The sequence below is a fragment of the Streptomyces mayteni genome, from assembly GCF_054783955.1.
This window is the reverse complement of sequence record NZ_BAAGPR010000159.1, coordinates 1-12,665: the sequence shown is the minus strand read 5'-3', so window position 1 is coordinate 12,665 and position 12,665 is coordinate 1. Positions and strand designations below refer to the sequence as shown.

The following is a 12,665-nucleotide window of genomic DNA, read 5'->3' as shown; positions in this document are numbered from 1 at the left end:
CTGCGGCCGTGGCGGCTCCGCCGCCGGCCGGCATCGCCGCTGTGGCGGCACGTTCCCACCGGGCGCCGGGGCCCGGCGCGCCCCGCGCGCAGCGCGTCGCGGCCCTGCGGGCCGCCAGGCCCTGTCCCCCCGCCCGCGGGGCAACCCGCGGCGAAGCCGCCACGCCCCCCTACCGCGCGGAGCGCGGGATCCCGCGGCCGGTAGGCGGCAGGCGGGAACGGGGCCGCCAGGCCCCCGCCGCAACCACGCGGAGCGCGGCAGAAGGGGCGGGTGGGTGGGGGAAACCCCGCGCGGAGCGCCGGGGCCACGGCCGGCAGGTGGTACGCGGGCACGGGGCCGTCAGGCCCCGTCCGCTCAGGCCGCGACGGAGTCGCGGCCCCGCGGGCCCGGGCCGACGTAGTGGGCCGAGGGGCGGATCAGCCGGCCCGTCCGCTTCTGTTCCAGGATGTGCGCCGACCACCCCGCCGTCCGCGCGCAGGTGAACATCGCCGTGAACATGTGCGCCGGCACCTCCGCGAAGTCCAGCACGATCGCCGCCCAGAACTCCACGTTCGTGGCCAGCACCCGATCGGGGCGGCGCGCCGAGAGCTCCGCGAGCGCGGCCCGCTCGAGCGCGGCCGCCACCTCGTAGCGCGGCGCGCCCAGCTCCCGCGCCGTCTCGCGCAACACCCGCGCGCGCGGGTCCTCGGCCCGGTAGACGCGGTGGCCGAAGCCCATCAGCCGCTCGCCGGCGTCCAGCTTCCGCCGGACGTAGCCCTCCGCGTCGTCCGTCTTCTCGATCTCCTCGATCATGCCGAGGACCCGCGCCGGCGCCCCGCCGTGCAGCGGGCCCGACATGGCGCCGACCGCGCCGGACAGCGCGGCCGCCACGTCCGCGCCGGTGGAGGCGATGACGCGGGCCGTGAAGGTGGACGAGTTCATGCCGTGCTCGGCGGCCGAGATCCAGTAGGCGTCGAGCGCCGCGACGTGCCGCGGGTCCGGCTCGCCGCGCCAGCGGCGCAGGAACCGTTCGGTGATGCTGTCCGCCTTGTCGATCTCCCGCTGCGGCACCATCGGCAGGCCGACGCCGCGCGCCGACTGGGCGACGAAGCTCAGCGCCATCACGGCGGCCCGCGCCAGGTCGGTGCGGGCCTGGGTGGCGTCGATGTCCAGCAGCGGCCGCAGCCCCCACACCGGCGAGAGCATGGCGAGCGCCGCCTGCACGTCCACCCGGACGTCCCCGGAGTGCACCGGGATCGGGAACGGCTCGGCCGGCGGCAGCCCAGGCGTGAAGGAGCCGTCCACCAGCAGGCCCCACACCTCGCCGAAGGTGACCTGGCCCACCAGTTCCTCGATGTCCACGCCCCGGTACCGCAGCGCGCCGCCCTCCCGGTCCGGCTCGGCGATCTCCGTCTCGAACGCGACGACTCCTTCGAGCCCGGGAACGAACTCGGACATCAGGCGGCTCCTCGCTAGCGTCGGGTGGCGCGCAGCGCGCGGGTGTCTTTTGCGCGTTAAGTCTGGCGACAAGTCTGGCGGTCACCTTAACTCCGGGTGTCCCCAGGTCACAGAGCATGGGACAAAACTCCGAGCCGTCCGACACCGTCAGCGGCGTGTTGCAAGATATGCGCGTGTCCCACGCCGACAACGCCCCCCATGCCGCCGCCCGCACCCCCGACGAACGCAGAGCCACCGGCCGAGGCGCCCCGAGCCCACAGCTCGACCCGGCCGCGATGCGCGCCAAGTACCGTGACGCGGGGCTCGACGAGAGCGAACTGGCCGCCGACCCGATCGAGCAGTTCGAGCACTGGTTCACGCAGGCCGTGGACAGCGGGCTGCACGAGCCCAACGCGATGGTCCTCGCCACCGCGGACGCCGCCGGCCGCCCCAGCAGCCGGACGGTGCTGCTCAAGCGCTACGACCGGCGCGGCTTCGTCTTCTTCACCAACTACGGCTCCCGCAAGGGCCAGGACATCGAGGCGAACCCCGCCGTCTCGCTCCTCTTCCCCTGGCACGGCATCGCCCGCCAGGTGATCGTCTCCGGCACTGCGGAGCGCACCGGGCGGGACGAGACCGCGGCCTACTTCAGGACCCGGCCGCACGGCTCCCAGCTGGGCGCCTGGGCCAGCGACCAGTCGTCGCGGGTGCCGTCCAGGGCGCGGCTCGACCAGCTCTACGCGGAGCTGGCCGACCGGTATCCGGAGGGGGAGGACGTGCCGGCGCCGCCGCAGTGGGGCGGCTACCGGGTGGTGCCGGAGGCCGTGGAGTTCTGGCAGGGCCGGCAGAACCGGCTGCACGACCGGCTGCGGTACGTGCGGGAGGGCGGCCGCTGGGCGGTCGAACGGCTCTGTCCCTGACGGGGAGCCGCGGAAGGAGCCGGAAAAGCAACGATCCGCGGGCCTTGGTCCCCGGGGCTTGCGCCTCGGGGAGCCGGCCGGACGTTACCGGCGGCCCGCGGATCGGGTGACTGCTTGGGATTGCCGGGCGGTGCCGGCCCCACACGTCGTGAGACGGCGACCGCTAGGCCGCAGTCACCTCACGCGTCCGGTTGTCATACATCTGCCGAACCACCTCCCTTCTCGTGTACCCCGCACGTTAGGCGCCGCCCCCGAGGCGCCACAAGCGAATTTCCGCGAACGGTTCCGGACCGGGACGTGGATACCAGATTCGCCCGAACCCTATGTGACCGCTGTCACCATGCAGTTGAATGGTCCGGCGCACGCGACCGGCGCTCACTCTCCTGTGCTGGGGGTATCAGGTGACCACTCATTCCGAGGTTTCCGGGCCGGTATCCGGGGCCGAGTCCCGGGCCTCGTCGCCTGGCAGGCCCGCGACCTCCGACGACCGGCTGCTGGCCGCGCTGCTCGACGGGATGGAGGCGGCCCTGTTCGCCGTCGACCCGAGCGGCCGGATCACCCACTGGAACCGCAAGGCCGAGCGGATGCTCGGCTGGACGCGCGAGCAGGCCGTGGGCCGGACGGGGCTCGGCGGCTGGGCGGTGCGGGAGGCGGACGCGGCCGACGTCATGGACCGGCTGCTCGCCGCGCTCCGCCCGCCGTCCGGCGGCGGACGGCCCTTCCAGGAGTTCCCGCTGCTCAGAAAGGACGGCGGCCGGGTCCTCGTCCGGGCCAACACCAGCGCCATGCGCGACCCCGACGGCCGGCCGACCGGCGTCTACTGCGCCTTCGGCGAGGCCCACGCCCAGCTCGACCTGGAGCGGAACCTGGCGTTGAGCGAGGCGCTGCTCGGCGACTGCGACACATGGGCCAGCGTGCTGGTCGACGCCGACCTGCGCACGGTGGCCGTCAACGACGCGGCGGCCGAGGCGCTGGGGGTGACGCCGGTGGACATGCTGGGCGAGCCGCTCGGCGAGTTCTTCGGCGCCGGGCTCGACGAGCTGGAGAGCGGCCTCGAACAGGCGCTGGCCGGCCAGCCGCCGGCCGGGCCCGTCGAGCTGTGGCTGACGCTCCTCGACGAGGACGCCCGCGACGACAGGTTCGGCGATCCCGGGCCGGCGGCCGGCCCGCCCGGTGGCCCGCGGCGCTGCCTGGCCAGCGGCTTCCTGCGGCTCGGCTCGCCGGCCGCGCCGGAGCCCGCGCCGCTGGGCGTGGCCTGGATCTTCCAGGACGTCACCAGGGCCAGGCGGCACACCCAGGGCGCGGCCAGGCAGCGCTTCAGGGACGGCCAGCTGTCCCGCGCGGCCAGGGCGGCGGCCGACTGCGAGGACCCGCTCGACGCGGCGGTGCTCCAACTCCACTACGCGCTGGCCGGGTTCGCCGACCACGCGCTGCTCGACACGGCGTCGCGGAAGAAGTCGGGCGCCGCGGGCGCGGGCCCGGCCGGGCAGCTGGTGCGGATCGCGGAGAGCCCCGGCACCTTCGGCGCTGCCCCGGCGGCGCGCGGGGTCGTGGTGCGCTACCGGCAGGGGCATCCGGCGCTCCAGGCGCTGGAGCGCGGCATGCCGGTGCGGGCCACCGGCGGCGTCTCGCGCTCCAGCTGGGCGGTGGAGCACCGTTGGCCCAAGGACGCGGAGCACGCGCTGTGCGTGGTGCTGCGCAGCCGGGGCCGGAGCCTGGGGGTGCTGACGTTCCTGCGGGGCGCGAGCCGGCGCCCGTTCGACCGGTCCGACGCGGCGTACGGCGAGGACGTGGCGCTGCGGGTGGCGGCGGCGATCGACCTGCACGGCCTGGCGGGCGGCGGTGGCGGGGTGCGTTAGCGGGGCGTGTTTTCGGCGAGTGCTTCAGCGGCGCCAGAGGATGCGGTCGGCGTGCTCGGCGACCACCCGGTCGTTCCACTCCCGCCCGCCGTCCACGTTGGCCGAGCGGAGCATCGGCGGCTGGCTGCCGCCGGCGGCGAGCAGCCCGGCGGCCTCGGCGACGACGGCCTGGAGCAGCGCGCAGGTGACGACGGTGGAGGCGGGGGCGAAGGGGGCGTCGATGCCCTCGCTGGTCAGGGTCGTGTCGCCGTAGGGGACGTGGCTGTCGAGGACGACGTCGCAGTGGTCCTTGAGGAAGGTGCCCGAGGGATGGCGGGAACTGGTGAGCTCGGCATAGCCGGCGGAGGTGGCGCCGACGACGGTGAGCCCGCGCGCCCTGGCGTGCGCGGCCATCTCGACGGGGAGCGTGTTCCGGCCGGAGAGGGAGACCACGATCAGCAGGTCGCCGGCGGCCGCCGGGCTGTTGTCGAGCGTGGCGGTGGCGAGGCCGCCGACGTGTTCGAGCGCACTGCCGAGGGTGGCGGGGGAGACGTCGACTCCCGTGGTGCCGGGGACGGCGAGCAGGTTCACCAGGGCCAGGCCGCCGGCGCGGTAGACCAGGTCCTGGGCGGGGAGGGCGGAGTGCCCCGCGCCGTAGGCGAAGATCTTGCCACCGGCCGTGACGGTGCCGGCGAGCAGCGCCGCGGCGCGGGCCACGGAGTCGCGTTCCCGGTCGCGGACCTGGCGCAGCAGCTCGATGGCGGCGTCCAGGAAACGACCGCCGAGGCTGTCGAGGCTGCCGAGGGCACCGGGGGTGCCGGGGGTCCTGTCGCCCGGGGTGGTCTGCGTCACGCTGCACACCGTAATGGTCTGGACCAGATCGGTGTCAAGATGCGTGCGCCCCGCGCGGTCGAACGGGAACGGTTGTCGGTGGCGTGCGTCAGAATTGGCACAGGGCCACCGCACGAGATATCGAGGGGCACTTATGTCCGGACTCATCGACACCACCGAGATGTACCTCCGCACCATCCTGGAGCTGGAGGAGGAGGGGGTCGTTCCGATGCGTGCCCGTATCGCCGAGCGTCTCGAGCAGAGCGGCCCCACGGTCAGCCAGACGGTCGCCAGGATGGAGCGGGACGGGCTGCTGACCATCGCCGGAGACCGGCACCTGGAGCTGACGGACGAGGGTCGGCGGCTGGCCCAGCGGGTGATGCGCAAGCACCGGCTCGCGGAGTGCCTGCTGGTCGACGTGATCGGCCTCGAGTGGGAGCACGTGCACGCCGAGGCATGTCGTTGGGAACACGTGATGAGCGAGGCCGTGGAGCGGCGGGTGCTGAAGCTGCTGAACCACCCGACGGAGTCGCCCTACGGCAACCCGATCCCGGCGCTCGCCGAGCTCGGCGAGGCGGGGGAGGCCGACCCGTTCCTCTCGGAGGGCATGGTGGCCCTCTCCGAGCTGGACGCGGACGGCGGCAAGACGGTGGTCGTCCGGCGGATCGGGGAGCCGATCCAGACGGACGCGCAGGTGATGCACACGCTGCGGCGCGCCGGCGTGCAGCCCGGGGCCTCGGTGAGCGTCACCTCGGGAGCCGCCGGCTCCGTGTCGGTCGGCAGCGGCGGCGAGGCGGCCGAGCTGGCCCACCACGTCGCGATGCACGTGTTCGTCGCCAAAGGCTGAAGCCCGGCAGGGCGGGCCCGTCCCGGAGGCGAACGAGCGCCGGGGCGGGCCCTTCGTCTAGCCGAGTGGCCGGCCGACGAGTGAAGTGGAGCGGCTGTGAGAACAGGATGGTCGCTCATCCCGCACGGTTTTCGAACTTACATTCGATATCGTGGTCTTCGGTCGCCGACCGGCGACGTCGACCCGAGGCCGGAGGAAGGGGACGGAGGTCATGGCGCGGTGCGTGGATGTGACGGGGCACGGCGGCGTGCGTCTCGCGGCGTGGGAGTTCACCGAACCACCCGCGACGGCTGACGGGGGAAGTGCGGCACCCGGTCCTGGGGTGCTGCTGTTGCACGGACTGATGGGCCGGGCCGCGCACTGGGCGACGGCGGCCGGCTGGCTCTCCAGGCGGTACCGGACCGTCGCCCTCGACCAGCGCGGCCACGGCCGCAGCGAGAAGCCGGGCAACTGGCCGCTGGACGGCGACGTGTTCGTCGCGGACGCCGAGGCCGCGATCGAACGCCTCGGCCTCGGCCGGGTGGCGCTGATCGGCCACGCCATGGGCGCGTTGGTCGCCTGGCGGCTCGCGGCCAGGCGGCCCGACCTGGTGCGCTCGCTGGTCATCTGCGACATGCGGGCCGCGGCGCTCGGCGCCGGCTCGCAGCGGGCGCTGCGCGGCTGGCTCTCCTCCTGGCCGCTGCCCTTCACCAGCCGGGCGGCGGCCGAGCGCTGGTTCGGCGAGGACGACCCCGCCCTGGAGCGGCCGAGCCCGGCCCGCGGCACCTTCTACGCCTCGGTGATGACGGAACGCCAGGACGGCTGGCGGCCGATGTTCTCCCGCCACCAGATGCTGGTCGCGCGGGAGGGCTGGGCCCACGACGCCCACTGGGACGAACTGGCCGGCGTCGACTGCCCGACCCTGGTGATCCGCGGCGTGGACGGCGAACTCGGCCGCGCCGAGGCCCACGAGATGGTCCGGGTCCTCCCCCGCGGCCGCTACGCGGACATCCCCGACGCGGGCCACCTCGCCCACCTCGAACGCCCCGAGGAATGGCGCACGATCGTCGAACCGTTCCTCACCGAGACCACGGAGGCGGCGGCGCTCAGCTGACCGGACCGCGGCGCGGCAAACCGCCGGGCGGGGATCCGGGCCCCGAGGGGCGGGCGGAGGTGCAGCCGCCTGGCCGCCGTCACGCGTCGGTGGCCGGCCGGCCCGAAGGGGCTGGCCGCCAGGGCCGGCACCCGCCCGGAGGGCGGGCGGGACGCCGGAACCCGGGAGTCCCACCGCCCCGCAGGGCGGCCGCAGCGGCCCGTGGCTGTCGCCCGCTCGGCGGACGGACCGCCGTCGGAGGGACGGCTTGGGCCAACGGGCCGCCCCGGCGGCCGCTGCTGGCGGTCCGGCCCGGCCTGCTGGCCCGCAGCCCGTGCCGTCGCACGCTGCGGCGGATCCGAGCTCGCGGAGGCTGGGCCCGCGCGGAAGGCCCGCCGCCCTCCGGGCGGCCGAGGCCGGCGGGCCGAAGGGCCCGCCCGGCCAGGGCCGGTGCCGCGTCACCGCCCTACGGGCGGGACGGACGGCCGGGTCGGGCCCGCGCCCCGAGCGGGTGGCGGACGCGCGCCAGGGCGTGTTGTCAGCCGCGGCTGACGGCGGTCAGGATCTCCGGGAGGCGGTCGGCGGTCCAGCGGGCCGCCAGGTGAAGGCCGGTCAGGGTGAGGAGCAGGCCGTAGGCGGTGCCGAGCGGGAGGATCGTCCAGACCAGGCCGTCGGCCGCGCCGTGCAGCCACATCGTCAGGGCGATCAGCGGCGCGCAGAGCACCGCGGCGCTGGCCAGGCCGGCCAGGATGCCGGCCCAGGCCACCGAGCCCTGGCCGGGGGCCACGTTCTTCATCGGGTTGTCCTGCGGCACGCTGTACGGGAAGCGGGCGCTGGCCGCCGCGCCCGTGGCCAGCAGCGCGCCCAGTGCCGCCAGGGCGATGCCCAGCGCGTCCGGCAGGGCGGACGGCGCGCCGAGCAGCACCGCGGAGAGCACCACCACCGCGGTGGTGAACGGCACGGCGACCACGGCGATGGCCAGGGCCCGGCCGCGCAGTTCGGCGAGGGCGTCGCGGCGGTCGGCGATGGTGCCGGCGACCAGCCAGAAGCCGCTGTAGTCCTGACCGAACTGGTTGAACATCAGCAGGCCGAGCATCCCCGACGCCCAACAGGACTGGTAGACGCTGGAGTTGCCCTGGGCCGCCCAGACCACCGGGAACAGCAGCCCCATGCCGAGCGCCATCACCCAGCCCATCTTGGTCTTCGGATCCCGCCACGCGTACCGCAGCGACCGGTCCATCGCCGCCCCGGCACGCCCCTCGGGCAGCCACCGCGACCAGGCCAGGCCGGCGCCGCCCCTGACCTTCTCCGGCACGGAATCCCGCGACGTGGAGGCGTCGGGCGCCGTCATCAGCCGGGTCAGAGTGCGGCCCCACCAGCCCAGCAGCAGCGCGAGGGCCGCCCCGGTGGCCGCGAGCGCGCCGAGCGCCACCCCGTACGAGCCGTCGCTCGCGGCCCGCACCGCCGTGATTCCGGTGGCCGGCGGCACCCAGCCGAGCACGCCGGCCAGCGAACCCAGCGCGCCCAGGTTCTCCTCGGAGAGCCGGGAGAGCCCCAGGTTGAGCGCCTGGATGCCGAAGACCACCACGATCCCGCTGAGGATCGCCAGGTCGCGCCCGCGCCGGCTGCTCAGCAGCCGCGCGTTCGCCGTGGCTATCGACCTGGTGAGCGTGGTGCACACCAGCAGCACCAGCGGCACCGCCACGACCACCATCAGCCAGCCGGCCGGCGACTCGGCCACCGCCACGGCCGAGCCGGAGAGCAGCAGCAGCGAGAACAGCGGCCCAGGGCCCACCACCGAGGCCGCCAGCTGGCCGGCCAGCAGGGCGCGCGGCGACAGCGGCAGCATCGCGAGCCGGCCCGGGTCGAGCGTCTCGTCAGCACCGCCGACGAACAGCGGGAGGAACGCCCAGCCGAGGCCGATCAGCGCCACCAGCACCACGGAGAGCTCGACCACGTGCGCGGACCCGCGCAGCGCCACCATGCCGAGCAGCGTCAGCCCGCCCACCAGCAGCGAGAGCACCACGCTGCCGAGGAAGGCCGCCGACCGCCCGGTCGTCTGCCGCACGCCGTTCCGCAGCAGGGAGAGCTTGAGCCGGACGAAGATCACCGGCACCGCGACCGCGGAGCTCACGCGCCGCCACCGCCCAGCCAGTCGAGCCGCTGGCCCTCCGGGTTGCCCCGGACGCCCACCAGCTCGAGGAAGGCACTCTGCAGCGACTCCCCCTCGCCCCGCACCTCGGCGAGCGAGCCGTGCGCCCTGATCCGCCCGGCCGCCAGCACCGCGACCCAGTCGCACAGCGACTCCACCAGCTCCATCACATGGCTGGAGAACACCACCGTGGCCCCGGACGCCGTGTAGCGCTCGAGCACGCCCCTGATGGTCTGCGCCGAGACCGGGTCGACGCCCTCGAACGGCTCGTCGAGGAACAGCACTTCGGGGTTGTGCAGCAGCGCGGCGGCCAGGCCGATCTTCTTCCGCATGCCCGTGGAGTAGTCGATGATCAGCTTGTGCCTGGCGCCCGCCAGGTCGAGCACGTCGAGCAACTGCTCGGCGCGCCGCTCCACCTCGGCGGCCGGCAGCCCCCGCAGCCGGCCCAGATACGTGAGCAGCTCGTGGCCCGTGAGCCGCTCGAAGAGCCGCAGCCCCTCGGGCAGCACCCCGATCCTGGCCTTGACCCCGACCGGATCCCGCCACACGTCGTGGCCGGCGATCTCGACCAGGCCCGAGTCGGGCCTGAGCAGCCCCGTGATCATGGAGAGCGTCGTCGTCTTGCCCGCGCCGTTCGGCCCGACCAGGCCGATGAACCGGCCGGCGGGCAGATCGAGGTCGATACCCGACACCGCGACCTGCTCGCCGAAGCTCTTCCACAGCCCCCGCACCCGCACGGCGACGGGCGCCTCGACGCCGCCCATCTCGGCGCCGCCGCCCGGCTCCGCGGCGCCCACCGCCATGGTTGATTCGTCCGTGAACTCCCCGTTGCCCCGCATGCCCCCAACCTTAGAGGCCCCCACCGACACCACGGCAGGGGACCGGCCTGGCCGGACGCGGCCGGGGGAGGGTCAGCGCGGCTCCTGGCCGCAGGCGTAGGCCAGCGGGGCCAGCAACTCCTCCACGGCCGGCAGCCACCGGTTGGCCGAGCTCGGCGGCCGCACCCACCGCACCACGCCACGCGACCCGACCCTGGTGGGCGGCGCGGCCACGAAGTCGCCCTCGCCCCTGACCGTCAGCTCGGGCCCGACCGTCGCCCAGCCCAACTGACGGAGCAACCCAGGCACCTTGGGCGCCGCACCGGGGGCCACGAGGAACTGCATCCGACCGAAGGGCGTCTGCGTGACCGGCCCGCAGGACGCGCCCATCCGGTCCATCCGGGCCAGCGCCAGGCAGCCCGCCGTCTCCGACACCTCCAGGACGTCGAACGAGCGCCCGGTCGGCAGCAGGACCGCCGCCCGCGGTTCCTCGGTCCAGAGCCGGCGGGCGGCGGCCACACTGCCCGTCGCCTGCGCGGTCCAATCGGGGCGCGTGGGGTGTGCGCCGGGCGCGCGGCACCCGGGGACGGCGCACGAACAACTGACCCGCCCGTCACGCGTCTCGAGCCAGGCGCCAGGCAGGACGTCCCAGCGGCGCTCGTCGGTGTAGCGGACGGCGTGCTCGAGCGTTGATTCGGCACGTCGGGCGGTCAGGGTCGGGGACATCGAGGACAGGGGGGACATGGTCGGACTGGTGGCTCGCGAGGAGACTCCGATGGGCTTATCCACAACCGCCACAACGTTTATTGCTCCGGATGGGTTACGGCCCGGCGCGCGACTGGCGTGTTCTGACCGGTCCCGCACGCGGGGCGCATCGGTGCATCGGGAGGGGCATACGGGATGGAGCCGGGCCGGCACGGGCAGTGATGTGCCGGGATCTCCCCGGGCAGCCCGTCAGCAAGGGAGCCGGTGATGACTGCAAGGCCACCGTCCACGAGTTTTCTCCCCCCGGTCACGACCGGAAGGCGCCATCAGGGCGTGCCACCTGCCCGCCAGCCGAACGAGAGACTCCTGTCTCTGATCCGCGAGGCCGGCTGCTCCAACGCCGGGCTGGCGCGCCGGGTCAACATGTGCGCGGCCGAGCGTGGCCTCGACTACCGCTACGACAAGACGTCCGTCGCGCGCTGGATCCGCGGCCAACAGCCACGCGGCCGCGCCCCCGAGATCATCGCCGAGGCGCTGGGGCGGAAGCTCGGCCGCACGGTGAGCGTCGACGAGATCGGCATGGGCACCTCCCGCCAGCTCACCTCGGCGGTCGGCCTGCACTTCGCCGCCGGCCTCGCCGAGAGCGTCGAGCAGGCCGCCGAGCTGTGGCGCTCCGACGTGGTGCGCCGCGAGTCCGCCGACACCGCGGGCCCCTACGCGGCCGGCAGCGCCCAGGTCGCGCCCTCGGCCCTCGTCGAGCCGAGCCGCGACTGGCTGATCACCCCGGCCGACCCCGAGGTGGCCCGCGCCTCGGGACCGCGGGTCGGCAGCGCCGACGTGGAGGCCGTGCGGGCCACCACGACGGCCCTGATCGACCTCGACCGGCGCTGGGGCGCCGGCCACGTCAGGCCGGTCGTCGTGCACTACCTGAACAGCGTGGTCGCCGGGCTGCTCGGCGGCTCCTACCGGGAGGCGGTGGGCCGCGAGCTGTTCGGGGCCGCCGCCCGGCTCACCGAGCTGGCCGGCTACATGGCGATCGACACCGGCCTCCCCGGTCTCGCCCAGCGCTACTACATCCAGGCGCTGCGGCTCGCCCAGGCGGCCGGCGACCGGGGCTTCGGCGGCTATGTGCTGGCGGCCGGAATGAGCCATCTCGCCGCCGAGCTCGGCAATCCACGCGAGGTGATCCAGCTGGCCAGGGCGGCCCAGGAGGGCACCAGGGGCCGGGTCACCCCGCGGGCCGAGGCGCTGTTCCAGGCGGCCGAGGCGCGCGGCCACGCGCAGCTCGGCGACCGGGAGAGCTGCCGCCGGGCGGCCGCGTCGGCGCTGGCCGCGTTCGAGCGGGCCGGCGACGCGTCGGGCGACACCTCGGGCGACGACCCGCCGTGGGTCGCCCACTACGACGGCGCGTACCTGGCGGACGAGCTGGCGCACTGCCACCGCGACCTCGGCCAGGGCCGGGCCGCGCAGCAGCGGGCGTCCGAGGCGCTGGCCGGCCACCCGCCAGGCCGGGCCAGGCGGCGCGCGGTGGGGATGTTGCTGCTCGCCACCGGTCAGTTGCAGGAGGGTGATCTCGAACACGCCTGCCAGACGGCCGACGAGGCCGGCTCGCTGCTGCACGGGCTGCGATCCGGCCGTGGCGCCGAGTACTTCTCGGACTTCAGGAGCCGTCTGGAACCACACCGGAGCGAGCCGAGGGTGCGGGAGTTCACGGCTCGTTGGCAGTCCCCCTGACTCCAGGGCGACTTGACGACCGGGCCGCGGCGCCACGACTCTCCTGGGGAGCCGGTAGCGTGGCCCGGCGAACCGGCCTGGAACGAGCGAGGAGCCTCGGGTGACCACCCACAGCGGACACGATGACGAGGCCCGCGAGGGCGTGATACTGCCGCCGGCGAACAGTGACCCGTGGCCGCCCACCCCCGCCTCGGCGGCCCCCTCGGCCGGCCAGCCCTGGGGCCAGCCGTGGGGGCCCGAACAGCCCTCGGGTCCTGCCGCGCCGGCCCCACCCGCGCCGCCCGCCGCACCGGCCGCACCGGCGTCCGCCGGGCGCCCGACCGGCGAGCTGC

Annotated in this window: 10 protein-coding genes and 1 pseudogene; 6 read left to right on the top strand and 5 right to left on the bottom strand. The window is 75.1% G+C overall.

Annotation, left to right across the window (positions count from 1 at the left end; genetic code table 11):
* Positions 1-354 precede the first annotated feature (354 nt).
* Positions 355-1,437: a citrate synthase 2 gene (locus tag ACYVPE_RS36920; RefSeq protein ID WP_461038201.1), complete on the bottom strand. Its 1,083-nt coding sequence runs from the start codon at positions 1,435-1,437 to the stop codon at positions 355-357.
* A gap of 275 nt (positions 1,438-1,712) precedes the next feature.
* Between ACYVPE_RS36920 and pdxH the strand changes: the two genes are divergently transcribed.
* Together pdxH and ACYVPE_RS36910 are read left to right on the top strand one after the other, a co-directional pair.
* Entirely contained in the window at positions 1,713-2,336 is a 624-nt protein-coding gene (gene pdxH / locus ACYVPE_RS36915) for a pyridoxamine 5'-phosphate oxidase (RefSeq protein WP_461038204.1), read from the top strand.
* A 401-nt stretch (positions 2,337-2,737) separates the two neighbouring features.
* The gene (locus ACYVPE_RS36910) at positions 2,738-4,195 is read left to right on the top strand and encodes a PAS domain-containing protein (RefSeq protein WP_461038200.1); all 1,458 of its coding nucleotides are present in this window, start codon (positions 2,738-2,740) and stop codon (positions 4,193-4,195) included.
* A 24-nt stretch (positions 4,196-4,219) separates the two neighbouring features.
* Here the strand turns inward: ACYVPE_RS36910 and ACYVPE_RS36905 are convergent, their stop codons facing one another.
* Positions 4,220-4,945: an SIS domain-containing protein gene (locus tag ACYVPE_RS36905; protein WP_461038203.1), complete on the bottom strand. Its 726-nt coding sequence runs from the start codon at positions 4,943-4,945 to the stop codon at positions 4,220-4,222.
* A 214-nt stretch (positions 4,946-5,159) separates the two neighbouring features.
* Between ACYVPE_RS36905 and ACYVPE_RS36900 the strand changes: the two genes are divergently transcribed.
* Positions 5,160-5,852: a metal-dependent transcriptional regulator gene (locus ACYVPE_RS36900; RefSeq protein ID WP_461038199.1), complete on the top strand. Its 693-nt coding sequence runs from the start codon at positions 5,160-5,162 to the stop codon at positions 5,850-5,852.
* Positions 5,853-6,063: 211 nt separating this feature from the next.
* Positions 6,064-6,945, top strand: a complete 882-nt coding sequence (locus ACYVPE_RS36895) for an alpha/beta fold hydrolase (RefSeq protein WP_461038198.1) — start codon at positions 6,064-6,066, stop codon at positions 6,943-6,945.
* 517 nt (positions 6,946-7,462) lie between these two features.
* Here the strand turns inward: ACYVPE_RS36895 and ACYVPE_RS36890 are convergent.
* From ACYVPE_RS36890 to ACYVPE_RS36880, 3 genes are all read right to left on the bottom strand, one after another.
* Positions 7,463-9,058 (bottom strand): transporter, encoded by a 1,596-nt coding sequence (locus ACYVPE_RS36890; protein ID WP_461038197.1) that lies wholly within the window; start codon positions 9,056-9,058, stop codon positions 7,463-7,465.
* The gene (locus ACYVPE_RS36885; protein WP_461038202.1) at positions 9,055-9,879 is read right to left on the bottom strand and encodes an ABC transporter ATP-binding protein; all 825 of its coding nucleotides are present in this window, start codon (positions 9,877-9,879) and stop codon (positions 9,055-9,057) included. Before ACYVPE_RS36885 ends, ACYVPE_RS36890 begins: the two co-directional genes overlap by 4 nt.
* Before the next feature lie 108 nt (positions 9,880-9,987).
* Complete coding sequence (locus ACYVPE_RS36880) at positions 9,988-10,638, bottom strand: bifunctional DNA primase/polymerase (protein WP_461038196.1); 651 nt, start codon at positions 10,636-10,638, stop codon at positions 9,988-9,990.
* Positions 10,639-10,932: 294 nt separating this feature from the next.
* Between ACYVPE_RS36880 and ACYVPE_RS36875 the strand changes: the two genes are divergently transcribed.
* On the top strand, positions 10,933-12,333 hold the full coding sequence (locus ACYVPE_RS36875; RefSeq protein ID WP_461038195.1) for a transcriptional regulator: 1,401 nt from the start codon (positions 10,933-10,935) through the stop codon (positions 12,331-12,333).
* A gap of 100 nt (positions 12,334-12,433) precedes the next feature.
* A pseudogene (locus ACYVPE_RS36870) lies at positions 12,434-12,665 on the top strand (hypothetical protein); the annotation flags it as partial.